At 34.8% G+C, this 26,770-nt stretch carries 23 protein-coding genes and 1 pseudogene; 4 read left to right on the top strand and 20 right to left on the bottom strand.

All coding sequences use genetic code 11. The annotated features are described in order from the left end of the window. Positions 1-8: 8 nt before the first annotated feature. From A9G40_RS03940 to ilvI, 13 genes are all read right to left on the bottom strand, one after another. The gene (locus tag A9G40_RS03940) at positions 9-404 is read right to left on the bottom strand and encodes a hypothetical protein (protein ID WP_065581997.1); all 396 of its coding nucleotides are present in this window, start codon (positions 402-404) and stop codon (positions 9-11) included. Between the two features lie 112 nt (positions 405-516). Next, entirely contained in the window at positions 517-1,026 is a 510-nt protein-coding gene (locus A9G40_RS03935) for a hypothetical protein (protein ID WP_065581996.1), read from the bottom strand. 103 nt (positions 1,027-1,129) lie between these two features. Further along, a complete protein-coding gene (locus A9G40_RS03930; protein ID WP_065581995.1) occupies positions 1,130-1,615 on the bottom strand; it encodes a hypothetical protein in 486 nt (161 codons plus the stop codon). A 435-nt stretch (positions 1,616-2,050) separates the two neighbouring features. Continuing rightward, on the bottom strand, positions 2,051-2,245 hold the full coding sequence (locus A9G40_RS03925) for a hypothetical protein (protein ID WP_065581994.1): 195 nt from the start codon (positions 2,243-2,245) through the stop codon (positions 2,051-2,053). A gap of 35 nt (positions 2,246-2,280) precedes the next feature. Then, positions 2,281-2,703 carry a hypothetical protein gene (locus A9G40_RS03920; RefSeq protein ID WP_081302138.1) on the bottom strand — a complete coding sequence of 141 codons (423 nt, stop codon included), beginning with the start codon at positions 2,701-2,703 and terminating at the stop codon, positions 2,281-2,283. Positions 2,704-2,817: 114 nt separating this feature from the next. Beyond that, positions 2,818-3,378 (bottom strand): hypothetical protein, encoded by a 561-nt coding sequence (locus A9G40_RS03915; protein WP_065581992.1) that lies wholly within the window; start codon positions 3,376-3,378, stop codon positions 2,818-2,820. A 192-nt stretch (positions 3,379-3,570) separates the two neighbouring features. Further along, positions 3,571-4,479: a lysine exporter LysO family protein gene (locus tag A9G40_RS03910; RefSeq protein WP_065581991.1), complete on the bottom strand. Its 909-nt coding sequence runs from the start codon at positions 4,477-4,479 to the stop codon at positions 3,571-3,573. 142 nt (positions 4,480-4,621) lie between these two features. Beyond that, complete coding sequence (locus A9G40_RS03905; RefSeq protein WP_065581990.1) at positions 4,622-5,566, bottom strand: VirK/YbjX family protein; 945 nt, start codon at positions 5,564-5,566, stop codon at positions 4,622-4,624. A 225-nt stretch (positions 5,567-5,791) separates the two neighbouring features. After that, positions 5,792-7,093, bottom strand: a complete 1,302-nt coding sequence (gene eno, locus A9G40_RS03900; RefSeq protein WP_065581989.1) for a phosphopyruvate hydratase — start codon at positions 7,091-7,093, stop codon at positions 5,792-5,794. Between the two features lie 46 nt (positions 7,094-7,139). Continuing rightward, the gene (pyrG, locus tag A9G40_RS03895; protein ID WP_065581988.1) at positions 7,140-8,777 is read right to left on the bottom strand and encodes a glutamine hydrolyzing CTP synthase; all 1,638 of its coding nucleotides are present in this window, start codon (positions 8,775-8,777) and stop codon (positions 7,140-7,142) included. Positions 8,778-9,383: 606 nt separating this feature from the next. Further along, the gene (locus A9G40_RS03890) at positions 9,384-11,501 is read right to left on the bottom strand and encodes a TonB-dependent receptor (protein WP_065581987.1); all 2,118 of its coding nucleotides are present in this window, start codon (positions 11,499-11,501) and stop codon (positions 9,384-9,386) included. 710 nt (positions 11,502-12,211) lie between these two features. Beyond that, positions 12,212-12,706, bottom strand: coding sequence for an acetolactate synthase small subunit (ilvN, locus tag A9G40_RS03885; protein ID WP_065581986.1), 495 nt, complete (start codon positions 12,704-12,706; stop codon positions 12,212-12,214). After that, positions 12,706-14,424: an acetolactate synthase 3 large subunit gene (ilvI, locus tag A9G40_RS03880; protein ID WP_065581985.1), complete on the bottom strand. Its 1,719-nt coding sequence runs from the start codon at positions 14,422-14,424 to the stop codon at positions 12,706-12,708. The genes ilvN and ilvI overlap by 1 nt, the downstream gene beginning before the upstream one ends. Positions 14,425-14,708: 284 nt before the next feature. Between ilvI and ygfZ the strand changes: the two genes are divergently transcribed. Beyond that, a complete protein-coding gene (ygfZ, locus tag A9G40_RS03875) occupies positions 14,709-15,584 on the top strand; it encodes a tRNA-modifying protein YgfZ (protein WP_065581984.1) in 876 nt (291 codons plus the stop codon). 68 nt (positions 15,585-15,652) lie between these two features. On the opposite strand, the gene A9G40_RS03870 is transcribed toward ygfZ, so the two are convergent. The 5 genes from A9G40_RS03870 to ppdD form a co-directional block, all read right to left on the bottom strand. Further along, the gene (locus tag A9G40_RS03870) at positions 15,653-16,810 is read right to left on the bottom strand and encodes a M20 aminoacylase family protein (protein ID WP_065581983.1); all 1,158 of its coding nucleotides are present in this window, start codon (positions 16,808-16,810) and stop codon (positions 15,653-15,655) included. 837 nt (positions 16,811-17,647) lie between these two features. Then, positions 17,648-18,397, bottom strand: coding sequence for a prepilin peptidase (locus tag A9G40_RS03865; RefSeq protein WP_065581982.1), 750 nt, complete (start codon positions 18,395-18,397; stop codon positions 17,648-17,650). Further along, positions 18,397-19,572, bottom strand: coding sequence for a protein transport protein HofC (gene hofC, locus A9G40_RS03860; RefSeq protein WP_065581981.1), 1,176 nt, complete (start codon positions 19,570-19,572; stop codon positions 18,397-18,399). Before hofC ends, A9G40_RS03865 begins: the two co-directional genes overlap by 1 nt. Continuing rightward, on the bottom strand, positions 19,572-20,678 hold the full coding sequence (locus A9G40_RS03855) for an ATPase, T2SS/T4P/T4SS family (RefSeq protein ID WP_065581980.1): 1,107 nt from the start codon (positions 20,676-20,678) through the stop codon (positions 19,572-19,574). The genes hofC and A9G40_RS03855 overlap by 1 nt, the downstream gene beginning before the upstream one ends. Before the next feature lie 40 nt (positions 20,679-20,718). After that, a complete protein-coding gene (gene ppdD, locus A9G40_RS03850) occupies positions 20,719-21,150 on the bottom strand; it encodes a prepilin peptidase-dependent pilin (protein WP_065581979.1) in 432 nt (143 codons plus the stop codon). 194 nt (positions 21,151-21,344) lie between these two features. Here ppdD and ampD point away from each other — a divergent pair. Further along, positions 21,345-21,881, top strand: a pseudogene (gene ampD, locus A9G40_RS15715) (1,6-anhydro-N-acetylmuramyl-L-alanine amidase AmpD); the annotation flags it as partial. After that, on the top strand, positions 21,879-22,196 hold the full coding sequence (locus tag A9G40_RS15710; RefSeq protein WP_442902704.1) for a YqcC family protein: 318 nt from the start codon (positions 21,879-21,881) through the stop codon (positions 22,194-22,196). The pseudogene ampD and the gene A9G40_RS15710, both read left to right, overlap by 3 nt. A 108-nt stretch (positions 22,197-22,304) precedes the next feature. Here the strand turns inward: A9G40_RS15710 and mltG are convergent, their stop codons facing one another. Both mltG and alr read right to left on the bottom strand, forming a co-directional pair. Further along, positions 22,305-23,327 (bottom strand): endolytic transglycosylase MltG, encoded by a 1,023-nt coding sequence (mltG, locus tag A9G40_RS03840; protein WP_065581977.1) that lies wholly within the window; start codon positions 23,325-23,327, stop codon positions 22,305-22,307. Between the two features lie 7 nt (positions 23,328-23,334). Continuing rightward, positions 23,335-24,420 (bottom strand): alanine racemase, encoded by a 1,086-nt coding sequence (alr, locus tag A9G40_RS03835; protein WP_065581976.1) that lies wholly within the window; start codon positions 24,418-24,420, stop codon positions 23,335-23,337. Between the two features lie 198 nt (positions 24,421-24,618). Between alr and A9G40_RS03830 the strand changes: the two genes are divergently transcribed. Beyond that, positions 24,619-26,766 carry a TonB-dependent receptor gene (locus tag A9G40_RS03830; RefSeq protein WP_065581975.1) on the top strand — a complete coding sequence of 716 codons (2,148 nt, stop codon included), beginning with the start codon at positions 24,619-24,621 and terminating at the stop codon, positions 26,764-26,766. Positions 26,767-26,770 lie beyond the last annotated feature (4 nt).

Below are 26,770 nucleotides of genomic sequence, written 5' to 3'. Positions count from 1 at the left end.
TAAATATTTTAGCGTTTATAATAATATTGTCGATTATTGTTTAAAAGCTGAAGAAGTTGAAGAAGTTGAAGAAGTTGAAGCACTTCAACCTTGCCAACTAGCTTATAACCTTCATAAATATTCATTGTAAATCCTTTTTCGAGTAAAAAACTTGGTGCATCCTCTACTAAAAAATAGGCTTTTCCAAAGCCAACTCTTTGGTCGGGTTCTAATAGTTCGCAACGTTGCACATTTAACACTAATGACCAAGATGACATATCACCACTTTTACCTTTCATTGGCTGAGTAATTACATAATATTTTATATTTATTGGAATTGCCTTTTTTCCACCTTGTTGTATAGGCTTCCAGTCAATTTTAACATCAACACTTAAGCTGTCTATATTGTTACCCCTATTTAACATATGGATTAGTATCTAATTAATTTTTATAAATTTTATTTTTATCTTATCGTAAATAATAATATTATTAATATACTTACATCTTGTTTTAGCGCAGTAATTACCCTATCATCAATCACTTGCTTAGTCTAGCATCTGAGCGCGGTTCAATTTTTCTTATACCAAGCTTATTTATTTTTTCTAAAATTAAATCATAACAATATTGAATATCGCCGTCTTTTTCTAAATGAACGCCTTCTAAGTTGACTTTATAGGTGCCTTTGGGAATATTAGCCTTATTCCAACCAGTATATTCTTCCCATTCCCAAAAAGTTGCCATATCGGCAATATATAAATCGCCAGTGATATTAAGATAAAAATATTTATCACTGAATATTACACGCCTATCATCATTACTGGGCATTTCATTTAAAAACAATCGAACGATATAGCCACCATCATCAATCCCCATGATAGGTAAGGCAATACCTTCATCAAGCACAAAATCACCTTTATCTGTGGTTGTAAATTCTTGAAGAATGTTTTTTCCATTCTCTATTTTCCCGCCAAAAAGAGTCAGTATTCCTGGATAATCAAAAATAATTATCCCATTAAAATCAACGTCAATATGTATTGTTTTAACCATATCTGGCTCCCAAATTTTTATTCAATTATTTATTGTGTTATCGATTCAATTTTTGTATTTAAACTTTTTATAGAAAAGAAAATACGTTTATATTTATTCATGTTCAAAAAGGGATAGCTATTTTCTTTTGAAGTTTTTCTTCAAAAACGATTATTAACGCCTGAAAAATGTTTTCCCAATTTCTAATATATGCTAATGAATCAACTTCTATAGAAAAATCATGTAGTAATTTATTCGGCATTCCAGTAGATTTACCTTGTTTATATGATAAAAGGATCGTTTCATCTTTCACTTCATAGTATAAATAAAAATCAGATCCTTGTTCACAAAACCATATTGTTTCTTTTTTAGTGTGTGATAATTTGGCCGCATTTATTGAGTTAATAATGTCATCTAAACAGATCAAAAAATCAGAAAACAGATCTAAAGTAACGTTTAACCCATTTTTAAATGTGATATGTATCAATCCATTAATATATTGAGATAACTCAACAAGAGCAAATTCAAAAGAGGATAGCTCCATTTCATCCTGATCTAAAAATTCATCCAATTCAGGAGGTTTCTCGTTAATAACTAAACTAATATTCATATCTTAATTTTCCTATAAATAAATTGGCTACAGCAACAGCTTTATTTTTTGTGATAACATGCTTAATGTTATGTGTTTAATTTAACTATGTGCTTAATAAAAATGCGCACATAAAAATATACGCAATGTTATTCAATGAATTCTAATCAAAAAGGTGCTGATGCTATATTTGAAAATATCAATATCTGAGCAATTTATTTTACCAAATTGAAAATCAAAATAGTTCTAAAGATTTGTGCCATAATAAATAATATCAATTTGCTACACTGATAAAACTGGGGCTAATTGTTGCGTTGATAATTGGGGAATATAGCGATGTAAATAGCTAGGAATCAATTTAGGTATTTTCTGCAATTGTTGTGTCGCTCTTGTTAATTTATCTTCTCGTTTCTCTGTCTCGGTTCCCCAATAATTTGGTAACCATAAATGATTATATTAAATATCAAATAAAAGCGCATGGATAGGAGCATGTAAGGCTTGTCGAATGTAGTTTTGCTTTTCAAGCGTATAATCATTCCAATAATAAAAACCGGGCGAAGTGGGCAATATTTCCATTAAAAATGCTTTTAATTCAGATGAAAAAGTAATTTGATAATATTCTTCTGCATGTTTAATTTCCGTGGCAGTCATGCCTTTATCAAATGATATATTTTGATTGATACGTATTATCTAATTGATACCACGCCTACTTTACCTTCTTGAGATAAACCGATAACGATGCCATTTCCTTCAAGCTGTATCACATCATATATGTTATTAACATGCCAGCCTTTTTGTTTAGATAATGCCAGCCAATCATTAAGTTTCCAGTTAGCTACTTCGCCAAAATCGACTATTTTTTTTCTAACACCATGCAAATCAATATCTATCGCTATCACAATGTTATTTTCTGAATAAATAGTAACATTACCATATATATGACAATATATTTTTGATTTTTTATTTAGTTTTGTGGTAGGCAACTCTGGCTCTCCCATTATTTCATAAATAACTGAATCAGGCGCACCAATATGAAGCCCATGAATTCGTAATTTATTAATGACATGAATCAATTGTATTTGAAATAATGGTTTCCACTCTTTATTCATCATCAACAGCCTAAATTAATATTGTATTTTTCCTATTACAAGCAATATCACTAGACAAATACTTTATCATGACCTAAAAAATTCATAAAAAAATTACACTGCATGTTTTAAGATTTAATGGGTGTTATGTTGATTTATAAAATCAATGACAGGTTGCCAAATTTCTTGTTCTGGCGCTTGATAATCCCATAAAGGTGTGACTAAATCATCTAATATTTTCAGTTTAGTATTAAAATTTTGTGAATAAATTTGGCGTTGTTCTTGTGAAATAGCTAATAGTCTTTCAGAATATATATATTTGCGCTTTCGTCGAGGGTTTTCAATAAAATTAGCTAACCCCAATAATTCTGCTTGGTCTTTACATTCTGTATAGGAAATAGGATAGGTCTGTTCGACCTGTTCAATAGCTTCCGCAATTGCTGATAAATTGACAGCTTGCATTGCTGGCACAATATATTTTGCTATAGAAAAATTCCATAAAAGATTACACCAACCATCACTTTGCCAGTGGCAAATAGTATTAATGACAACAAAGGCATAAAAAGCATTTCGTTCCAGTTTTATGTGTAGTTCTGATTCACAAGGTACGCATTCACAAATCTTATCAAAAAATTCTATTATCTCTTCAGGATCGGATAGTTTTTTATTTTGCGTTAATGTATTAATCGTTATCATTTTGTCTCTTCACTCTATTTTGCTTCAAATTTTATTTGAAAAGCAGTATTAAAATTATACTATTTTAAGCAATTGAAAGGTTCACTCCTACACAAAATAGATAGAGGCCACAGATCCTTGGTCTATTGAGAATATTTTAAACTATCTTTTATAAAAACAGTTGGTTAATATTGTTTATTACATTTGATTTTTTTAAGAAATTCCATAATTAAATAGCGTCATAAATATTGGCATAATCAATGTTAATAAAAAGCCTTGAACAATTGCTGGAGGCACTATGGTTACCCCTGCTCCTTTTTGCAACATTGGTAATGTGAAATCCATTGAGGTGGCGCCACATAAACCAAGTACGGTAAATTTATAGCGTTTTATTAAAGTTGGAATTAATATGATAGCAGATAGTTCACGCAAAATGTCGTTTAGAAAAGTGGTACTACCAATAATTGGTCCATGAGCTTCAGTCATTAAGATGCCCGATAACGAATACCAGCCAAATCCTGATGACATTGCTAACCCAACATGTATTGGCTGGTCTAATATTAATGCAGCAATAATACCACCTAAAAATGCACTAATGACAACTATAACCGTTGTCACGATCCCCACTTTATTGAGCAAAATTTGTTTTAGTGAAATATTATTGCTACGTAGTTGAATTCCAATTAATAGCAATAAAAAAACGAGTACAACCTTGGTAATATCTTCGCTATATTGCCAAATAAAAAGTGGCAATAACCCCACAACAAAACCAAGAGCTAGCGCAATGCAAACACGTAATGACTCTAAGATCATTTTAAAGCGAGATTCATAAGTTTGAACTGTACTTGAAGCTTGCGAAGGAAAACACCGCTCAATCAATATCAAAAAGATAAAATTGCCACCAAATGTGCATAGAAAAATAATACCAGTATAAAATAGAATAATTTGTAAGTTAGCAGTAAGATTATCTAAGCGGGCAAGCTCGCTACCCATAATAAACAGAATAAAATAAACCATCCAGCTTAAGGTTTGGTTAATTTTGGTAATCCAATTCGGTTCATTTAATTTAATCAGATAGCCTATACATAAAGGCGCTAGCGCAATAAGAATACCAAAATACATTTTATATTCCTTAACAGTTTATTTTTGTATTTATACTATAAAAAATGGGTTTATTGGATTTTAACATCGCTTGTGTAAATTTAATACAAGCGATTTATTTGTATTCGTTTTAGAAGTAATTAAGTGCATTAAAATAACAAATTTATTTTAATGACGTTAATTGTTCTTCTATTTTGGTTTGAAGTTGATCTAACAGCGTATAACGGTTACGGTATTCTGAACGTTTTTTACTGGCGATTTCTTCAATTGATTTTCGATGAATTTGGTTGGGTAGTAAAAATAAACCTTGAGCATTTTGTTTGCCATCAATAGTTAACCAAAATTCATCATAATCAGACAAAATACGTTCCTGACGACTATTATAGCGCCAATTGTTGTATATGTGAGTTTTGTTCCCTACAGCAATAATTTGTGTTAAGTGATAATAACGTGCAACAATTAATGCCGCTTCGACGACAACGCGCTTAGGAAATAACCCATAACATGCTTTAGTTGCTTTTTGTACACGCGTGCGTGCATCAGGGTAGCCAGTACCTTGTAATCCTGCAATGAAAAGAGTGGGCTTGTTTTGATATTCAATAATGGAAAATGTTAATGTTGCTAAATCAATTCCATCACTATCATAAAAATAAAGGCTAATTTCACCTTCCCTCGCAAATTTGTTACGAGCTTGAACCGCAATTTGGATATTGGTTTCATTTTTAACCGACATATCTGCCAGTATAAAAGGTGATTGTGGGTTGTAAAATGCTTTAGTCAAGCTATCAGGCTGTTTTGCTAAAAAATCATAATGATAGACTAAGGCATCATACCGCGCTTTTTGACTTAGGCAAGATGCTAAATAAGGTCGTTGTAATTTACACGGTAAATTTGTTTGACATGAAAAGTAATAGCCAAGTAGCGGGTACTGCCTTAATTTATCAAGCCATTTTAGCGTTATTGGGCTTAAAAACAAGGTTCTTAAAAAAAACTTATAACGATAGGTCGAGCTAAGCCATAATTCATTTAGCGGTAGTTTACCAGTATAAAGCCAGTTAAAGAGTTGCCATTTACTTTTTGGCTGAGACATATTCGTAATATTATTCATAAGTAGAGCTTTAAATCGAGTTAGTTATTTTATCAATTATTAGGAGGCCATTGATCAATACATATTGATTTTTCAAAAGCCATAAACAATCAAACGGTAAGAGTACAACACAACCTTAGTTGGTGCAACTATTCCTACATTAAGCAGGATTAAATTATATGAAAATAAAAAACGGTGAACTAGTCACCGTTTTTATAAGTGATAATTTAGTTTATCAAAAACTAATTATTGACCCTTAACTTCTTTTAAACCGTTAAATGGTGCTTTTGAACCTAAAGCTTCTTCAATACGGATTAATTGGTTGTATTTAGCAACACGATCAGAACGGCTCATTGAACCAGTTTTGATTTGACCAGCAGCTAAACCAACAGCTAAATCAGCAATTGTTGAATCTTCGGTTTCACCACTACGGTGAGAAATAACCGCAGTATAACCAGCATCTTTAGCCATCTTAACTGCCGCGATAGATTCAGTTAATGTACCGATTTGGTTAACTTTAACTAAGATTGAGTTAGCGATACCTTTTTCAATACCTTGTTTGAAGATTTTAGTGTTAGTAACAAATAGATCGTCACCAACTAATTGGATTTTGTGACCTAATGCTTTAGTTTGGTATGCCCAACCATCCCAATCGCTTTCGTCTAAACCATCTTCAATTGATACGATTGGATATTGTTCAGTTAAGCTTTCTAAGTAGTGAGTGAATTCTTGAGATGTGAACTCTTTATTTCCTTCACCTTTTAATACGTATTTACCAGTTTCTTTGTTGTAGAATTCAGAAGCTGCACAGTCCATCGCTAAAGTAATATCTTTACCTAATACGTAACCAGCTTTTTCTACTGCTTCTTTAATGCAAGCTAAAGCTTCAGCATTTGAACCTAAGTTAGGCGCAAAACCACCTTCGTCACCAACAGCAGTATTCATGCCTTTAGCGTGAAGCACTTTAGCTAAGTTGTGGAATACTTCAGAACCCATACGGATTGCTTCACGTACTGTTTTAGCACCAACTGGTTGAATCATGAATTCTTGAAGGTCGATATTGTTATCTGCGTGCTCACCGCCATTGATGATGTTCATCATAGGTAATGGCATTGAGTATTGACCTGGAGTGCCATTAAGATCCGCAATGTGTTGATAAAGTGGAACACCTTTAGCTGCTGCTGCTGCTTTAGCTGTTGCTAAAGATACAGCAAGAATTGAGTTAGCACCTAAGTTAGATTTAAAATCGGTGCCATCTAAGTCAAGCATGATTTGGTCGATTACTGCTTGATCTAACGCATCTTTACCAACAACGGCTTTAGCAATTGGACCATTTACGTTTTCAACTGCTTTTAATACGCCTTTTCCTAAGAAACGAGATTTGTCACCATCGCGAAGTTCTAGCGCTTCACGAGAACCTGTTGATGCACCTGATGGAACAATTGCCAGACCAACAAAACCGCCCTCCAAATGAACTTCAGCTTCAACAGTTGGGTTACCACGAGAGTCGATGACTTCACGACCATGTACTTTAACGATTTTTGCCATGTTATTTTCCTCTATATGACAGATATTGATATATATTAATTCAAAACTATTTTTGTTGCTGCTCTTGATATGCTTTGGCAGCTTTTATAAAACTACTAAACAGTGGGTGCCCATCTCGTGGTGTTGAAGTAAATTCAGGGTGGAACTGACAAGCAACAAACCATGGATGATCTGGAATTTCAATGATTTCAACCAACTTCCTATCTGTTGAAAGACCAGTGACTTTTAACCCTGCCTTAACCACTTCTGGTAATAAATTATTGTTCACTTCGTAACGATGGCGGTGGCGCTCAGTAATTGACTCTTTCTTATACATATCAAATACTAATGAATTTGGTTCTAAATGACAAATTTGTGAGCCTAATCGCATCGTACCACCTAAATCACTATCTTCACTGCGTTGAACAACGTTACCTGATTTATCGCTCCATTCCGTGATTAAAGCAATGACTGGGTTTGAACAATCTTTAACAAACTCAGTTGAGTTAGCATCTTTAATACCAGCAACATTACGTGCATACTCAATCATAGCCACTTGTAAGCCAAGGCAAATACCTAAATATGGAATTTTGTTTTCACGCGCATAGCGAGCAGCCATAATTTTGCCTTCGACACCACGATAACCAAATCCTCCAGGGATTAAAATCGCATCTAACCCTTGAAGTAATTCTGCACCTCGAGATTCAAGATCTTCTGAGTCAATATAACGGATATGAACGGTTAAACGGTTTTTTAATCCCCCATGTTTTAAAGCTTCATTTAAAGATTTATAGGCATCTGGCAAAGCAATATATTTACCCACCATACCAATAGTGACTTCACCAACAGGGTTGGCTTCTTCATAAATGACTTGCTCCCACTCAGAAAGATCGGCTTCTTTACATTCAAGATTAAATCGTTTGCAAACAAAGGTATCCAAGTTTTGCGATTTTAATAATGCCGGAATTTTATAGATAGAATCGACATCTTTAAGCGAAATAACAGCGCGCTCAGGCACATTACAAAATAACGCTATTTTAGCGCGTTCGTGAGCAGGGATAATACGATCGGAACGACAAATTAATACATCGGGTTGAATACCAATTGACAATAATTCTTTTACTGAATGCTGTGTTGGTTTAGTTTTCACTTCACCTGCTGAAGCTAAATATGGCACTAACGTTAGGTGCATAAATAGGGTATGCTCACGACCAACATCAACCGCTAATTGACGGATCGCCTCTAAAAATGGCAGTGATTCAATGTCACCTACCGTACCGCCAATTTCGACAATCGCAACGTCAAATCCTTTTGCGCCATCAATCACTCGTGACTTAATTGCATTAGTGATATGTGGAATGACTTGCACCGTCGCACCTAAATAATCACCGCGACGCTCTTTACGTAACACATCAGAATAAATGCGTCCAGTCGTGAAGTTATTTTTTCGCGTCATTTTAGTGCGAATAAAGCGCTCATAATGCCCTAAATCAAGATCAGTTTCGGCACCGTCTTCAGTCACAAATACTTCACCATGCTGAATAGGACTCATTGTGCCTGGATCGACATTAATATAGGGATCAAGTTTGAGCATGGTGACTTTTAAATTGCGGGCTTCTAAAATTGCAGCTAATGATGCTGCGGCAATGCCTTTACCAAGTGAAGAAACGACACCGCCTGTAACAAAAATATAATTCGTGACCATTAATACCAGACCATTATTAATTTAATAGAATAATATCGCACTGATTTTAAACCTTAAAAACCAAAGCAATATACGATGAATCAGACGGGAAATTAGTATAACAGAATCTACTTTGTCTCACAATTGAATAATTAATTTTAACTGTTTCTTTAAGCGCGTTAGCAAAATTTATTTTTTAAAGGAACAACTTTTTATTAATACATTGAGAATTTATTATACCTATATTAATCGAGTTATTCTTTTTAGTGGCATTTTATACATTCATCAGCAATTTTTAACCATTTTAATGTTCGCAAAAACCCTTTGTTTGAATAACACAGTCTATTAAGGAATTTATCTTATTGAAAAAAATAAAATTTTTAAACATTTTTATTCAATTCATGTTTTATTCACTTGAAATTTTTAGACAATAATTCAATTGCTAAATTATTAGCATCTACATTCGACATTAAACTATTTGCTTTTGTGCTGTATAGAAAAATGCCAATTAACTTATTTTTTGTCTAAATGCCCTAAATTTATTAACAACATACTGAATTATATTACTTATAATTATTTACCAATTTTAATCCTCAAATAATTCAGTATTTGTTTTTTTATATCACTTTATAGTTTATAACTTGCAGTCAGCAAGAAAGCTCTCGGAGTGCCTGGCATACTACTTGAGCGCCAATATGCTTTACCTAACAAATTAGTCAATGCCAACGTTACCTCAAAGGATGGCAATTGATAACCAACCGCAGCATTCCATACACTATAACCAGCACGTTTAAATTGATTTTTATCATCGTTATACATAGCTCCTTTATAATTGACTTCCAATTCTGTAAACCAATTATCGTAAGGTAAATAACGAATGCTTAAATAACCACTATTTTTAGCAGTATTAGGCAAATATTTTCCTTGATTGGCTGGTGTTTTTTTATCTTTGTGAACTTTGGCTTGTTGATAACCAATACCACTATTTATATACCATTTTGATGCCAACTGACCAATAACGCTTAACTCAATACCTCGGCTACGATCACTACCTTTAACCGCCCAATTATAAGGATCGTTAATAGCATCAGGTTGATAACGGACGTTGTATAATTCAAGATCATAAAGGGCTATTTGAGAAGAAAGCTTATCATCTAACCAATCACTTTTGACACCAACTTCATACTGGCGTGAATATTGGGGTTTATCATCATAAACTGTTTTTGAGTCAGTAGATATAGTAATAAGCCCACGCCCGCCATAAGGTGCAAAATTTTTACTATAAGAAGCATAAAAACTCTGTGATTCTATAGGTTGCCAAATTAAACCAACTCGAGGACTTAACGTGTGTCCATCATATGAACGATTTTGGTGTTTTAATTTATCGTCTGATGCAAATTTATAATCGTCATAACGTAATCCAGCGAGTAACTTCCACTGTGTTGTAAAACTAATTAAATCTTGCCAATAAAAGCCTGTCGATGTTGCTTTATGGTTAGTTTTGGTATTTAATTTATTGTAATGAGGCTTTTGGGAATGCCAATGAGGATGAAAAGGATCAACGGCCTCAGGATAAGCGCTTGTTAAGGCTAATCTTGGCTGACGTTTTTCAATATTATATTCAACACCAATAAGCATATCATGAACAATACTGACCGTATTAAATTTTCCCATTAAATCGACAGTATTGCTATAGGTTTTATTGGCTGTCTCTTGCCAAGCGCGGCGAAATTGCAACATCCCTGGATGAACACAAGCTTTACCGTTGTTCAATTTTCCATCCAAATGGCAATAACTACCTGCATAAATGTGATCGAAGTTTTGAGCTGCTTGGCGGTATAAATTCGTTAATTTAATTAACCAATCATGATTAAATTCAAATCCAATAACCGAACGTAATGAACTAAAATTATCTTTCACATAATCATCTGGATGAGCATAAGACGTTTTAGTTGATACGCCTTTGGGTAAATCATAATAAGCTGGCGCCCGATCAGGTTTACGCCACAAATGATCATGCGTGTATTGAACTAACCAATTAAATCCCTCTAAATTATCATAAAGTAGACTTGGCGACACCATTGTATCTCTTTGCTTAATCCCTTTACGAAAACTTTTATCTGATTGATGATCAATGGTCATTCGCATCGCCAGTTTATCATGCAAAATATGATTAATATCAATCATACCGCCATATTTATCCCATGAACCTCCACGTAAGCTTAAGGTTGCTGGTGAATCAAAATTAGCTTGTTTACTAATCATATTAATTATTCCACCACCCGAACCACGTCCATAAAGCACAGATGCAGGACCTTTCAATACTTCTATTCGTTCTATATTTGCAGTACTTTGCCTAACCTGCCCACTAGCACGAACGCCATCACGATAAATATCACCAGAGCTTGCCGAAAAACCGCGAATTTTTACCCCCTCATCACGCATATCATATGTTGTATCAACCCCTGGTAATTTATTTACTATTACATTTAAATCATTTTGCCCATAAATTTTCTGTTGCTCAAGATTCACTGAATTGATCGTTTGCGGAACATCTTTGATATCAAAAGGCATTTTTGTCGCTGTTGATGATTTTTTTATCCGCTGATCATTATTATCTTTAACATTAGCGATAACTTTCATGGTCTCGATATTAGTATCATCTTTAATATTTTCCTGAGCACAAACAATAACCGATGCTGTACTCAATAAGCCGAATATGGTTAATTGATTAACGAATTTCATTATTTTTCCTATCTTTTATTGTTTTACCAAATCTAAAAATTAATAGTAATGATAACTATTATCATTTGCATTATCAACTTATTTTATGAATTTTGAGCAATTTGCAGGAAAAACGCTTACATTGTTTATAGTGATTGGAAAAATTATGGCGAAGAATAGACATAAATTATTATCGAAAAAAATAAGTAAAAGTCATCTCAATAATATAAATAAAAATCAGAGGAAAACATTATGGCCAAAAAAGTCAGTACAGTGTTCAGATAACAGACGGTTGACAATGCTTTATCAATACCTGTCTTTGGTTAGCCGAAATCCTTAACCATTTAACTATTGCTAAATTATGCTTGATAAAGGGATGAGGAAAATCAGGTGCAGGTAAACCGATAACAGTAAAAATTATCGCCTTGAATATATTTAAATCTATTATAATCAAGTTTATCGACACTCAGTTGATGGCTCAATATCGCCAAAATAAAATGAAAAGCAGCATTACCTAAATAATATATTTATAACGTCGAGTATTATCTAATATTTTGCCGAGAAGTAAAATTACGAATATTATTTAATATATCAATGAAATAAGCCTTTTCTGGCTTATCGATTCTAGATGAATAGCACCTATTCTTTTTATATGAATGATTTCAAATTTTCTTTTGCTTAAATTAAGGCACACAACGCGCCTTAATTAAATATATTAACTAAAAATACAGTTATTTGATTGTTCTTTCACTACGCGATAAACCAATGATCCCAGATCGAACCATTTCAACAATATTACATGTTTCGCGAATTGAAGCTAAAAATGAGTCTAGCTTTTCACTGGTGCCCGATAATTGCACAATATAATGCGTTGCGGTGACATCCACGATCGATCCCCTAAAAATATCGGCACAACGTTTTACTTCGTCACGCGCATCAGCACCTTTTGCGGCAACTTTGACTAGCATGATTTCTCGCTCGACATGTGGTCCTTCGGTTAAATCATGCACGCGATAAACATTAACCAATTTATGCAACTGTTTTTGGATCTGTTCAAGCACATGCTCATCGCCTGTGGTTTGGATTGTCATACGATGCATAGTTGGGTCTTCAGTTTGCGCGGTGGTAATTGTTTCAATATTAAAACCACGTTGTGAAAATAAGCCAATTATTCTTGATAATGCGCCGGGTTCGTTTTCAGTTAAAATTGATAATATATAACGCATTAGGTTCTCTCCGTTTTACTAAGCCACATTTCGTTCATTGCGCCACCTCGCACTTGCATTGGGTAAACATGTTCAGTAGCATCAGTCATGACATCAACAAAAACCAAACGGTTTTTAATTTCCAGTGCTTGTTTAAGTTTAGGCTCAAGATCTTCACGCTTAGTTATTACCATACCTACATGGCCATAAGCTTCTGCAATTTTAGCAAAATCAGGAAGGGACTCCATATAAGAACTCGAATGTCGTCCAGCATAAATCATATCTTGCCACTGCTTAACCATGCCTAAAAAACGGTTATTTAAATTTAAAACTAGTACAGGCAAACCATATTGCAAAGCCGTTGAAAGCTCCTGTATATTCATTTGAATACTACCGTCACCTGTCACACAAACAACGGTTTTTTTAGGAAATGCTAACTTAACACCAAGCGCTGCTGGCAAACCAAATCCCATCGTGCCAAGTCCACCTGAGGTAATAAAATGGCGTGGTTTATCAAACGGGTAATAAAGTGCCGTGAACATTTGATGTTGCCCTACATCGGTTGCCACAAAGGCATCCCCTTTGGTCAATTTATATAATACTTCAATTGCTTCTTGTGGTTTGATGCTTTGCCCTTCATGACTATAAGCTAGACAGTGACGAGCGCGCCAGTGTTCGATCTGCTTCCACCAATCAATCAAAGCATCAAGATCACGTGCAGTATTTAATTCATCTAACATTGACAACATCGTTTCAAGAACAACTTTTGCATCGCCCACCACAGGGATCGAAGCCAAAATAGTTTTAGAAATAGAAGTAGGATCAATATCAATATGAATAATCTTGGCTTTTGGGCAATATTTTTCAACATTGTTGGTAGTTCGATCATCAAAACGAGCACCAATTGCAAAAATCACATCAGCGTTATGCATAGCCATATTGGCTTCATAGACGCCATGCATACCAATCATGCCAAGATAATGTTTATCGGTACAAGGAAAAGCGCTAATCCCCATTAATGTTGAAGTAACAGGTAAATTGAGTTTTTCAGCCAGCGTTTTAATTTCCTGACTTGCATCAGAGGCAATTGCGCCTCCACCAATAAACAACACTGGTTTTTTTGCAGTTAATAGCGTCGTTAATGCTTTTTTAATCTGCTTTTTATGTCCTTGAATAGTTGGATTATAAGATCGCATTAAGACAGATTTTGGGTAGTGATAATGATATTTATTAGCTGGATTAACAATATCTTTTGGCAAATCAATCACCACTGGACCTGGTCGTCCAGTCGAAGCGATATAAAACGCTTTTTTGATAGTTTCTGGAATATCTTTACTGTCTTGAATTAAAAAACTATGTTTAACAATGGGGCGTGAAATGCCGATCATATCACATTCTTGGAATGCATCATTACCAATTAGATTACTGGCGACTTGGCCAGACAATATAACTAATGGCACAGAGTCCATATAAGCGGTTGCAATACCAGTAATTGTATTGGTTGCTCCAGGGCCTGATGTAACTAATACAACGCCGACATCGCCTGTTGCTCTAGCATAACCGTCAGCCATATGTACCGCTGCTTGTTCATGACGAACTAAAATATGTTCAATGCCGCCTAACGTGTGAATTGCATCATAAATATCAAGAACACTACCACCGGGATAACCAAAAATCTGCTTTACGCCTTGGTCAATCAAAGATTGAATAACCATTTCTGCACCTGACAGTTTTGCCATGGTTGTTGCCTCCAATGTAACTGATTTGTCATTTTCTGAATCATTTTGCATCAACTTGTAAACAAAATCAATAAAGTCAATTAACTAAGCACATTACAGGCAAAATTAGGTGCTAACAAAATTAATTTTTGCAATATCATGAATAATATTCATAAGCTATCCCTATTTATTTAAATATTGCTAGTTGATTTGATTGTTAATTTTTTATTTTTTATATACACTCAAAGCCTAAGTTTTTCTAGTCATCATGTTACTAGGATTCTTCATTACCTAAAGGTACTAATATGAGCAATATTTTTTCTAAACCAACTTCCCTTGCTGATTGGCAATTAGTTAAAGTTTCAGGCCAAGATAACCGAGTTTTTCTGCAAGGGCAAATAACTAACGACATTAATCGGCTTTCTGAACAGGCAACACTCTATGCTGCTCATTGTGATAATAAAGGCAGAATGTGGAGTACTTTACTGTTATTTCAGCGAGGCGATGATATCTACTATATCGTGCGTAAAAGCGTTGTAAAAAAACAAATTGCTGAGCTAGCAAAATATGCTGTTTTTTCTAAAGTAACTATTGAGCCAGTCCAAGATTTGAATATAATTGGGTTGGTCGGTAATGCGATTCCGTCAACAATTGTAAACAAATTAAGTAATATCAACTGTTTTACTGAAAATAACATTACCTATATCAAACTTCCTTTACCACAAATGCGCGTTATAATGGTAACGCCAGAGCCTATTCAAGATGATTTACTACCATGCGATGAGTGGTTAAAACTTGATTTACAAGCAGGCTATCCTATTATTGATGATAACAATATGGCAACGTTATTACCGCAAGCCTGTAACTTACAATCTTATGATGCAATCAGTTTTGAAAAAGGCTGTTATTGTGGTCAAGAAATGGTAGCAAGAGCGCAATTTCGCGGCGCTAATACTCGTGGTATGTATGTAATAAAAGGTACCAGTGATGTCCTCCCTGAAATTGGTAGCACGCTTGAATACAAGCTTGCTGGTGGCTGGCGAGAAGGTGGAATTGTCTTAGCCGCTGCAAAATTAGACGAAAAAAATGGCGTTTGTGTCCAAGTTGTACTTAATAATGGGATTGATTTAAATACCCCATTTAGAGTTTATGGAAATGATAACAGTCGAATGACCTTTTAGTTATTTTCAGCAATAAACTGGAATAAGATAATGCTTATTCCAGTTATCTTTATGCCTATCTTTTAAAATTAGCTTGCAAGTTCCTGATTAACAACTGCTATAAAATAACTTACCCCCGTTGTTAACACTTCATCATTAAAATTAAATGCTGGATTATGCAAATTGGCACCACTACCTGCACCTAACCAAACATAAGCGCCGGGAATTTTTTGCAACATAAAGGCAAAATCTTCAGCCCCCATAGACGGATTGGGATCGATGATCAAGTGATCTTCACCGACGACTTTTTTAGCGGCTGTCATTGCAATTTTGGCTTGTTTAGCATGATTGATTGTCGCAGGATAACGTCGCTGATAATCGACTTCGGCTTTGGCTTCAAATGTTGCGGCAATACCTGTTGCTATTTGTTTAATGCGACTTTCAGCCATATCTTGCACTTGAGCACTAAATGCCCTAACCGTTCCACGAATCACTGCGTGCTGAGGTAATACATTCCAAGTATCCCCGCTGTGAATTTGCGTCACGCTAACGACTAATGAGCTAAGTGGATCAGCATTACGGCTAACAATACTCTGTAAACCATTCACAATCTGAGTAGCCGTTAAAATAGTATCTTTACCTAAATGAGGAGCTGCTGCATGCGCGCCAATACCCGTTATTTTAATTTCAAATACATCATATGATGCCATCATTGGACCGTGGTTAATGTAAAAGTGATTTAACTGCATATTAGGTTGATTATGAATACCATATACAGCCTCAATAGGAAACCTATCAAATAAACCATTTTCAACCATAACTCGAGCGCCACCCTCATTTTCTTCAGCGGGTTGAAAAATAACAACAACTGTGCCAGAAAAATCACGATGCTCACTAAGATATTTGGCTGTACCTAATAATATTGCCGTATGCCCATCATGACCACAGCCATGCATTTTGCCTGAGATAGTGGAGCAATAATTGATATTATTCTCTTCAATAATATCTAATGCATCAATATCAGCTCGCAGAGCAATCCATCGCCCTTCTTTATTGCCTTTAATAACACCAACTACGCCAGTTGGCGCAAAATCCGTATATAATTGAGTAATACCAAATGATTGCAGTTTTTCGATAATAAATTGCGTAGTTTTGACTTCTTCAAAAGCCGTTTCGGGGTGAGCGTGAATATGATGACGCCATGCTATCATTTCACTTTTTAGATCATTAATACTATTTGATATCATGAGTGATTCCTTAATGGGTAACTAACTTACAGCATAACACGCTGTTTTTATCAACACTATAACGTGATTCCCACTTTTATAAAAATAACTATTTTTACTATGAATATCAATTTTGGTTATATGTTGCATATTTTGAACAAAATAATAACTTTATGCACTTTTAACACAATATTGATTAACAAAAATTGACTGAAAAGTAAGATTTCCTGAAACTTTTTAACAACAATTTCAAGTAACAATAATATGCTGGAATTACTCGTGTTATTTACAGTAATTCAAGAAACGGCTGTAATGAATAGGCATCACACATCTTCTCAGACAAGGAATATAGTCTTTATATCCATAAAGTAAAATCATCGTCACCAATTGGGCTAACTGTTTTATGTTGGTCGTCCATTTATAACGCTGAAAGATCTCATAGAAATTAAATAGCCTGACGCCATTGCATATCAAACACGAAAGCAGGCTGCGTAATTTTCTACATGAGTAGTGTGCTCGCTATGGGATATTTACACAACTATTTACATTTTAGGCTCTATTTTTTGTAAAAAATATTCAGGATTCTATACCGTTTGGTGATTAATTGAGACTCCACTATATTTATTTGTTGAATAACGTATGATGACTATTGTATCAATCAAACATTCACGAAAACTGCCAGCGCTCAAATGAATGGGTAAGCTGAAAGAGTGATATATGCTTTAAATGGCGATATAGCATAATCAGCACATAGTTAGCGATTCAAAAGACAAAAAGGTTAAACGATTTTCGACAAAGCGCCTTATAAGTTTTTAGTAGGTTATTGTAATCATAAAATGTAAACCAGCCGATGTTTCCCTACAAATAATAATAGTTCACATAACCCGATATTAATAAAAAAGGACCAAATGGAATAATCTTTGTAAGATTTTGATTGAATGCATATCGCAAAAAAAGATAATACACAACCCCCAATGATGAAGCAAAAAATAACAGCAGGGGTAATAATGTATAAGGTAACCAAGCTCCCAATGCGGCAAGTAGTTTGATATCCCCACCACCTAATCCCTCTTTTTTAGAGATTAAATAAAATAATGTAGCAGGTATTTTTAATAATAAATATCCCCAAAAAATGCCCAGTAAAGCATCGGCTAACTCAAGGTTTGTGATGTTAAAATAGGCAAGCATAACACCTACCCACATCAACGGTTGTGTAAACATATCAGGTAATAAATAATATTTAAAATCAATCAACGCCAGCAGTAAAAAATAGCAGCCAAGAAACATTAAGATGTAACTTTGAAAATGCATACCTTTATCGACATAGATTATAGTAAATAAACCAGCGACAAATAATTCGACACTAACATAGCGTAACGAAATCTTGGCATTGCAATTATAACAACGACTTCTTAAGATAAACCAAGAAACAACTGGCAACAATTGCCAAAACTCAAGTTTATTATGACAATGTGGACAAGCGGATCGCTGAACGCTAATACAACATAAATACTGAAATGTAGACATTGATGGCAAATAACGACAATAAGCAACATAAACAAAACTACCCATGCAAAGCCCCAAACAGGTGATCATAAACATTAGCATTAGTGAATCACCTCGCCCATTTGAAAAATAGGCAAATACATCGCCACAATTAAACTGCCAATAATCAAGGCTAACACTAGCATTAATAATGGTTCAAAAGCTTGCGATAAGTTATCAGTTAAGGTCTGATTTTGCTCTTGATAATAGGTTGCTAGCTTATCAAGCATTAAATCCAATGTGCCTGACTCTTCACCTACGTGAATTAATTGTGAGCATAAATTAGGAAAATATAATTGCTGGTGTAAAACACGACTAAATGAATAACCTTGTTCAATACCCGCAATGATCTGTAAAATACTATTACGATAAAGGCTGTAATAAGTGATATTCGTTGTTGCAGCTAAACCTGTTAATAATGGTATACCTGCTTTTTGGGTGATAGCAATGGTTTGAAAAATCTGGGTTAAACAACTAGTTTGAACCACCTTACCAACAATAGGGCATTTTATTATCATCGCTTCAATTTGAAGTCGATAACGCATTTTAAAATAGCGTTGATAACAAAAATAACTGATCATAATTCCTATACACCACACTAACCAACTTTGTTGCAAATTGTTGGAAAAATCAATAATACATTGAGTAAAAGCAGGTAATTCAGCATCGAAATCTTGATAAATATCTGAAAATTTTGGCAACACAAATAACAACATCACTAAACTGACGATCATCGCAACAGATAATAAAAACAAAGGGTAGCGCACTGCTTTTTTAAAACTTTTTTGTAATTTGATTGATTTTTCAAGCAATAATGCTAGCTGTTCAAAACTCTCATCAAGTTGTCCTGTTAACTCGCCAACTGCAATAATTTCACAATATAAAGGAGAAAACACCGAATGATGTTGGTGTAGTGCATGGGACAATGCTTCACCTTTAGCGATTTGTTGCTTGATATCAGATAACAAATATTGCCAATGCGGTTTAGGTTGTTCTTGGACTAGCAAATGTAATGTATCAATAATAGATAATCCCGCTTTTAACATAGTAGCTAATTGTTTGGTAATTATTAGCAAATCAGCACAGTTAAAACTGCGTGCGGTAATAATTGCGCCTGCTTTAATTTTAATGGCAATTTTACCTTGCAACAATAACTGCCGTTTAACAGCTTGTGACGATTTAGCGATGATTTTGTGCTGGTTAAAATCTAAATCATACCAATAATAAAGCCTTTTCATTATGTATCACCTAATACACGGTTTAATTCAGCTAGTGTTGTCATGCCCTGTTTAACTAATTTTTGCCCAGCCGTTTTTAACGAAGTCATATTCGCCGGCAAAACAACTTGATTAGCTAATATTTGCTTTTGCATGTCAGGCGTAATGACTAAAAGTTCGTATAATCCAACCCGTCCTTTATATCCACCAATACACCTTAGACAGCCCGAAGCTACATAATGTGGCACTTGTTCGTTGTCTAACTTAATTAGTTCTCTTGCCACCACCTTGCAGTGAGGACACAATTTCCGTACTAGCCGCTGGGCGATGACTAATTTTAAACTTGATGAAAGTAGATAATTTTCAATACCCATTTGATTTAAGCGAGTTATTGCCTCGACACTTGAATTAGTATGCAAAGTTGATAGAACTAAATGCCCTGTCTGCGCAGCTTGAATAGCAATTTCGGCAGTTTCACGATCGCGAATTTCACCTATCATCATCACATCAGGATCTTGTCGCAATAAGGCTCGTAATACGATACCAAATGTCAATCCAGCTTTGGGATTAATTGCCGTTTGATTAATACCTTCAAGAGGAATTTCTATAGGGTCTTCAACACTACAAAGGTTACGCTCAATTTTATTTAATTGCTTTAGTGCACTATATAACGTGACCGTTTTTCCGCTTCCAGTTGGTCCAGTCACCAATATCAATCCTTGTGGATAGTCTAAAATTTGTTTGAATAGAAAAAGATCTTCATCTGTTAATCCCAAATCATTAATGGTTAGTTCAGATTCATGATTATCCATAACTCTTAAAACTATTTTTTCACCATTCATTACCGGTAAGGTGGCAATACGCATAGTATAACGACCAATGTTCAATTGACCATCTTGCGGTAATCTGTGCTCGGCAATATTTAGCTTAGACATAATTTTTAATCTTGCGGTTATTTGTTTAGCCAACGCAAGAGGTGGTGACAACATATCATGTAAAACCCCATCAATACGCATGCGAATACGATAACTATGCTGGTAAGGCTCAAAATGAATATCCGAAGCTCGCTTATCTAATGCTTCAAGCAATAATTTGTCAATACTTTCAATGAGCTGATCTTCTTGCATAAAAGCGCTTCCTTATCCATAAAAGATTAAAGAGTTAACATCAAAATTTGAAAATATCTTCACAAGCACTGGTTAAACTAGCATCGGCTGGCGATGTCGTACAAACTCGGTGCCAATCTAAATTACCGTGGGTAGCACTTACTGTTGGTGTTAATGTGGCCGTTAATCCAGTTAAAGCACTGGTTCCAACTAAGGTAATAACGCCGTTATTGACCGTAATTGATGTGACATAATTAGACGTTCGGCTTGCCGGTATACCATTATTACCACTACTACAGTTGGTTAAACTGCCTTGTTCTACTGCGCAGATTTCGACGGCTGTTTTATATGATGTCATGATTTGCAACATATCTGTCAACGCGGCTTTTTTTACATATCCTTGATAAGCAGGCACACCAATAGCCGTTAAAATAGCAATCACAATAATAGCAATCATCAGTTCAAATAAAGTAAAACCCGCTTGTTTAGACATAAATACCTCAAAATATCAATGAATGATTCAATAGAAAGAGTCTTTATAGCAAAACAAAAAAGTGGAATAATAACGAAGTGTTAAGCGTGGAAAATAAAATCCATAACACAATGAGTTATTACTTTAAATGTGCAAGCTATGAGAAGCTGATCGCAAAAATATTTAGGCATCGGATCAGATAAGTTGGAGTCAATATGTCCTTAAAAATTGTTAATGGTTGGTTACAGGGTGTTAAGCAAGTTATTTCACCTTTTTATGATGAACGACCAATCAATAAGCCGATATCGCTACTTGTTATCCATAATATTAGCTTACCGCCCAATGAATATGGCGGACCTTATGTTGAACAGCTATTTACAGGACAACTTAATCCTGAGGAGCACCCGTACTTTGCTTCGATTTATCAACTTAAAGTGTCAAGTCATCTATTTATTCGGCGTGATGGTGAAATTATTCAATTTGTTCCATTCAATAAACGCGCTTGGCATGCAGGAAAATCAGTATTTGAAGGCCAAGAAAATTGTAATGATTTTTCAATTGGTATTGAAATGGAAGGATGCGATACCGATAGCTTTACTAGCATACAATATCAACAGCTCGCAAAAATCACTTTATTACTTCAACAACACTATGCTATTGAAAATATTGCTGGGCATAGCGATATTGCCCCTGATCGTAAAACAGATCCAGGGCCTTGTTTCGATTGGCAATATTATCAAAGTTTGCTAATGCAACAATCACAAGAGTATATGCTACTGAATCAACTTCAAAAAATAACTAAAGAATTACAAAAAATCAATTTATGGCAAACAATGCCACCAAACCCAGATGCCTTTTTAAGTCAAGAACCCTTTGCTCTAGACACAATGCAACCACACGAATGGTTACAATGGGTTTTTATTCCACGCATGCAAGCACTAATTGATGCCAAAGCTAATTTACCTCAATTTGCCTTACATCCTTATTTTGAAGAAGCGCTAAAAGAGCAAAAACAAAATGTTAATCATCTACTTTCTCTAATTAAGCAACTTGATGAATTATATTGATTTAATCATAAAAAGTTACCGCATTAATATGCGGTAATGGTTAAAGTGAACGTATTTAAATAAAATACTTTTACAGAGTTAATTATATTTAACGCTGTTTTTAAAACGCTAATTCCCACCGCTAGTCATTCGGCGATACTCATTCACTGCCTGCTGGTGATTGCTGTAAGTACTTGAAAACGTATGCCCACCTGTTCCATTAGCAACAAAAAACAGATAATTAGTTTTAGCTGGGTGTGCCGCAGCTTCAAGCGAGGCAAGACTTGGCATGGCGATTGGCGTTGGCGGTAATCCTTCAATAACATAAGTATTATAAGGATTTTCAGTATCAGTCAAATCGACACGTCTAATAGTTCCTTTATAGTTATCACCTAAACCATAAATAATTGTTGGATCAGTTTGTAACTTCATTTTGGCATTTAAGCGATTAACAAATACTGAAGCCACATTAGCTCGCTCAGAACTGACGCCTGTTTCTTTTTCAATTATTGATGCAATAATCAATAATTCATAAGGTGTTTGATACGGTAAATTGCTATCTCGATTATCCCAAATTTTTTGTAGATTACTTTTCATCGTCATATGCGCACGTTTGAGAATATTGATATCTAACGTGTCTGCCGTATAACGGTAAGTATCGGGCGATAACCAACCCTCAATAGATCCGTCAATGCCTAACAACTTCGCGATTTCTTCATCGGTTTTACCTACTAAAGTTTGCTGAATATAGGGTGTATTTTGAATTACTTTCAACCAGTCTTTAGCGCGTTTACCTTCAATGAATTGAATTGAAAAATTACTTTCTTTGCCAGACACTAACAATCTCAAAAACTCCTCAACAGTCATATGTGGATGTAATTGATAAGAGCCTGCTTTAATTGATTTTAATGACGGATTTAGCTTACACAAATAAGGTAACAAATAAGCTTGTTGCATTAACTTGCTTTCTTTTACTTGGGCAACTAATTGATGCATAGATGTGCCTTTCTTCAAAATAAACATCTGATTTTCATCATTTACTTGCATTTGCTGTTGAGAAAACTGGTGTAAAAAATAATAGCCAATAGTAATTGAGCCTCCCACAATTAATACTAGGGGGAGTAGAGTGTATAAAAATATTTTTTTAATCATAACTTATTTATCTACTATAATGAATTTTTGCGCGTGAAGTTAAGCGTGTTATTAACTCGTAAGCACTTATACCTGTATGCTCAGCGATTTCCTCGACAGGGAGTTCAGGTCCCCAAAATATGACTTCGTCACCAGGTTTTTCACTGCTATTTATTCCCAAATCAACCACAATCATATCCATTGAGACTCGGCCAACAATGGGGACTTTCCGTCCATTAATCAAAACTGGGGTATTTTGTGGAATACTTCGAGGATAACCGTCGCCATAACCCATCGCAACGACGCCAAGAAAGGTATCTTGCTGACTACGCCAAATTTGCCCATAACCAACAGATTCCCCTTTTTTGTGTTTTCGTACTGCAATTAATTCAGATTTAAATGTCATGGCTGGTTTAAGCCCCGCAACTGGCGCCTCAAAGGGCGAGACGCCATATAAAGCAATTCCAGGGCGAACCACCTCATAATGTGCTTTTGACCAAGCCAATGTACCACCTGATGCAGCAAGCGAACGCTTTCCAATCAGTGATTTGTCATCAATTGAAGCAATAAACTGATCAAATAGCGCTATTTGCTTTAACGTTTGTTCAGAAGTGAGATCATCGGCCGAACTAAAATGACTCATAATATTAATTGGCTTGCAAACCACTGAACAACGAGCTAAACGATAAAATTCAGCTTTAGCCTCGTCAATACAAAATCCTAACCGATGCATTCCTGTATCAAGTTTAAACCACGGAATAATTTGCTCACTCAAAGGAGAGCAACACAGCGCATCGATTTGCCATTTACTGTGGATAACAGGTTGAATATTAAAATCAATCAAATCATCAATGCTTTCGTGAGGGAAAAAACCTTCCAAAGCCACGATAGGCGCATTAATGCCATTATTGCGCAACGCGATTGCTTCGGAAATTCTCGATACCCCTAAATAATCGACTTTATCACATAACAACTGTGCAATTTCTTTTATTCCGTGTGAATAAGCATTGGCTTTAATGATGGCAACTAGCTGGCTATTAGGCGCTATACTTTTAAGATATTCAACATTATGAATAACTGATTGACGGTTAACTTCAACAACTGCAATAGACATGTACTTACCTGAATTTTGATTGAATGACTATTTTAAATTCTGTTTGTAATAATAACAAATTTTTATTTTTATACATATCTATTAATAGGTTAAGCCTTTTTTGATTTAAAAAGCTTTTTATTTACATATCAAATGATAATAATTATTATTTAGATTATCATTTGAATAACTTTTTGCTGGTATAGGATAAAATAAACAATGAAATTAGCTACTTCAAAAATTTATATTAAGCCAACATTATATATTACACTACTAAGCCTTTACCTAAGCACAAATACTTTTGCGGCAGAAAACCGAACTTCCCCACAAGACACAATTATAGTGACCGCAGATCGTAATGAAAAAACCATATGGGATAGTTCGGTATCAGTTAACGTAATTAATCGTGATGATATCGAAAAACAAAATGGTGATTCTGTTGTCGAAGCGTTACGTGATATTCCAGGTGTTGAAATTACTGATAATTCACTAGCTGGACGTAAGCAAATTACGATCAGAGGCGAAGCTCCAGCGCGAATTTTAATGTTAATTGATGGGCAAGAAGTAACATATCACCGCTCAGGACATGGTTCTGGTGCTGGTGTATTAATTGATATGGAATCCGTTGAACGAATAGAAGTGATTAAAGGTCCGCATTCCGTTCTTTATGGCTCACAGGCTATTGGTGGTGTCGTTAACTTTATTACACGTAAAGGGAGCAAAAACAACGCTCCGCTTAATGGCGATGTTAAACTTGTTTATAACAAATCCACCGATGGCTTTACCGAAATGGGTACCGTTAATGGCACCATCGATAGTATTTTTGATTATAGAATTAGCGGTTCTAACGCTAAAAATAACGATCGTAAAGCCTATCAAGGTAAATTGCACAATACTGATTTCGATAATGAGAACTTAAGTTCATGGTTTGGGCTTAATATCGACAAACATAAATTTGGACTTTCACTTGAAAGTTACCAGCTTGATACTAAAACCTATTTTGCTAAAGATGATAATTCACCTTCAATTAAGGATTTTTCTGTTAAATTACCTAAATTACAACGTGAAAAAATGGGGCTATTTTATGACTATGATCTTGATAACTCATTCCTCAAAAAAATCCATTACGATGCTTATGTACAAAAATTAAATCGACAATTTATAAATCATGTTGTCGTGTCACCACGCCCGATAATGAATGTCACCCCCCATACCGCCACAAATGATGGACAAAAAACGTATGGCATGACATTCCAATCTGATTTTGTTCTACATAAAGATATGAGATTGATTATGGGCTCACAATATCAACAAGACAATGTTGATCAACATTCACATAATACGGTTGTATCAAAAATGCCGTCGCCAAGAGCCAGTTATAGTCAGCACAAATATTTAGCCAATAAATGGCAACAATCAAGCTTTTCGCTATTGGCTCAAAACGACTGGGCTATCACTGATGATATATCATGGAATATAGGGGCTCGCCAATATTGGGTAACATCAAAACTTAAACGTGGTTCAAGCTCAATTAATAAAATACCAACAATCGGGCAACCATTAGTAACACACAAAATTGATAGTAAAAAGAAAGACAGTGATAATAACTTTGTTGTGTCTTCTGGGTTAACTTATTCTGGCATTAAAAATGCGCAATTAAGAGCCTCTTTTGCACAAGGCTATGTTTACCCGACGCTTTCTCATCTTTATGCTGTAACTTCAGCAGCAAGCCAAACACTTTATGGAAACTCAAAATTAAAAGCTGAAAAGTCAAATAATTACGAAATTGGATTACGTTATAATAATAGTAAATGGTTAGTTGATATGGCCATTTACTATTCAGCAGCTAAAAACTATATTACAGAAATGAGCTGCAATGGTACTGCAATTTGCGACGGCGCATCAGGGGCTAATTTTAATTATTACAATAATGCCAACAAAGCCAAAACCCATGGTTTAGAATTGAGTATTGAATACCTTGATTTTGCATTTATCCCTTATATTAAAGGCAATTATCTGCGTCGTCAGATTAAAACTGACCGATATACTACATATGATTCAGGTAACCCACGCTTTACTGGCAGTGTTGGCGTAAAACACAACGCCTATTTTGATCACTTTGATCTTGATTCAGATCTATTTATGCGATTTGCCAGCAATGCAACTCAGCGTAGCGATTCATCAGTTTATCGTTATCGTGGTTGGTCAACATTAAATTTATCTACCAGCACGGCATTTGGCGATAATCGGCAATATAAAATTGGTTTAGATATCAACAATATATTAAATAAAAACTACACAACCGCCTACGAAAGCATACCCGCTGCAAAATTTCACGCTATAGTGAGTGCTAGCATAAAATTTTAAAAAT

Source organism: Gilliamella sp. Nev3-1 (assembly GCF_001690435.1).
Classification (GTDB): Bacteria; Pseudomonadota; Gammaproteobacteria; order Enterobacterales; family Orbaceae; genus Gilliamella; species Gilliamella apicola_C.
The sequence above is the reverse complement of the archived record's forward strand: the minus strand, read 5'-3'. Positions and strand labels throughout refer to the sequence as shown.

Bases quoted from the DNA above. Each gene is read 5' to 3' on its own strand.
- pyrG (WP_065581988.1), bottom strand. From the start codon at position 8,777: ATGGTCACGAATTATATTTTTGTTACAGGCGGTGTCGTTTCTTCACTT.
- ppdD (WP_065581979.1), bottom strand. From the start codon at position 21,150: ATGTCTAAACAAGCGGGTTTTACTTTATTTGAACTGATGATTGCTATT.
- A9G40_RS03905 (WP_065581990.1), bottom strand. From the start codon at position 5,566: ATGAATAATATTACGAATATGTCTCAGCCAAAAAGTAAATGGCAACTC.
- A9G40_RS03915 (WP_065581992.1), bottom strand. From the start codon at position 3,378: ATGATAACGATTAATACATTAACGCAAAATAAAAAACTATCCGATCCT.
- A9G40_RS03935 (WP_065581996.1), bottom strand. From the start codon at position 1,026: ATGGTTAAAACAATACATATTGACGTTGATTTTAATGGGATAATTATT.
- hofC (WP_065581981.1), bottom strand. From the start codon at position 19,572: ATGAAAAGGCTTTATTATTGGTATGATTTAGATTTTAACCAGCACAAA.
- A9G40_RS03920 (WP_081302138.1), bottom strand. From the start codon at position 2,703: ATGAATAAAGAGTGGAAACCATTATTTCAAATACAATTGATTCATGTC.
- ygfZ (WP_065581984.1), top strand. From the start codon at position 14,709: ATGAGCAATATTTTTTCTAAACCAACTTCCCTTGCTGATTGGCAATTA.
- A9G40_RS03930 (WP_065581995.1), bottom strand. From the start codon at position 1,615: ATGAATATTAGTTTAGTTATTAACGAGAAACCTCCTGAATTGGATGAA.
- A9G40_RS15710 (WP_442902704.1), top strand. From the start codon at position 21,879: ATGCAACAATCACAAGAGTATATGCTACTGAATCAACTTCAAAAAATA.
- A9G40_RS03865 (WP_065581982.1), bottom strand. From the start codon at position 18,397: ATGCTAATGTTTATGATCACCTGTTTGGGGCTTTGCATGGGTAGTTTT.
- A9G40_RS03830 (WP_065581975.1), top strand. From the start codon at position 24,619: ATGAAATTAGCTACTTCAAAAATTTATATTAAGCCAACATTATATATT.
- A9G40_RS03910 (WP_065581991.1), bottom strand. From the start codon at position 4,479: ATGTATTTTGGTATTCTTATTGCGCTAGCGCCTTTATGTATAGGCTAT.
- alr (WP_065581976.1), bottom strand. From the start codon at position 24,420: ATGTCTATTGCAGTTGTTGAAGTTAACCGTCAATCAGTTATTCATAAT.
- eno (WP_065581989.1), bottom strand. From the start codon at position 7,093: ATGGCAAAAATCGTTAAAGTACATGGTCGTGAAGTCATCGACTCTCGT.
- mltG (WP_065581977.1), bottom strand. From the start codon at position 23,327: ATGATTAAAAAAATATTTTTATACACTCTACTCCCCCTAGTATTAATT.
- ilvN (WP_065581986.1), bottom strand. From the start codon at position 12,706: ATGCGTTATATATTATCAATTTTAACTGAAAACGAACCCGGCGCATTA.
- A9G40_RS03925 (WP_065581994.1), bottom strand. From the start codon at position 2,245: ATGACTGCCACGGAAATTAAACATGCAGAAGAATATTATCAAATTACT.
- A9G40_RS03870 (WP_065581983.1), bottom strand. From the start codon at position 16,810: ATGATATCAAATAGTATTAATGATCTAAAAAGTGAAATGATAGCATGG.
- A9G40_RS03940 (WP_065581997.1), bottom strand. From the start codon at position 404: ATGTTAAATAGGGGTAACAATATAGACAGCTTAAGTGTTGATGTTAAA.
- A9G40_RS03855 (WP_065581980.1), bottom strand. From the start codon at position 20,678: ATGCAAGAAGATCAGCTCATTGAAAGTATTGACAAATTATTGCTTGAA.
- ilvI (WP_065581985.1), bottom strand. From the start codon at position 14,424: ATGGCAAAACTGTCAGGTGCAGAAATGGTTATTCAATCTTTGATTGAC.
- A9G40_RS03890 (WP_065581987.1), bottom strand. From the start codon at position 11,501: ATGAAATTCGTTAATCAATTAACCATATTCGGCTTATTGAGTACAGCA.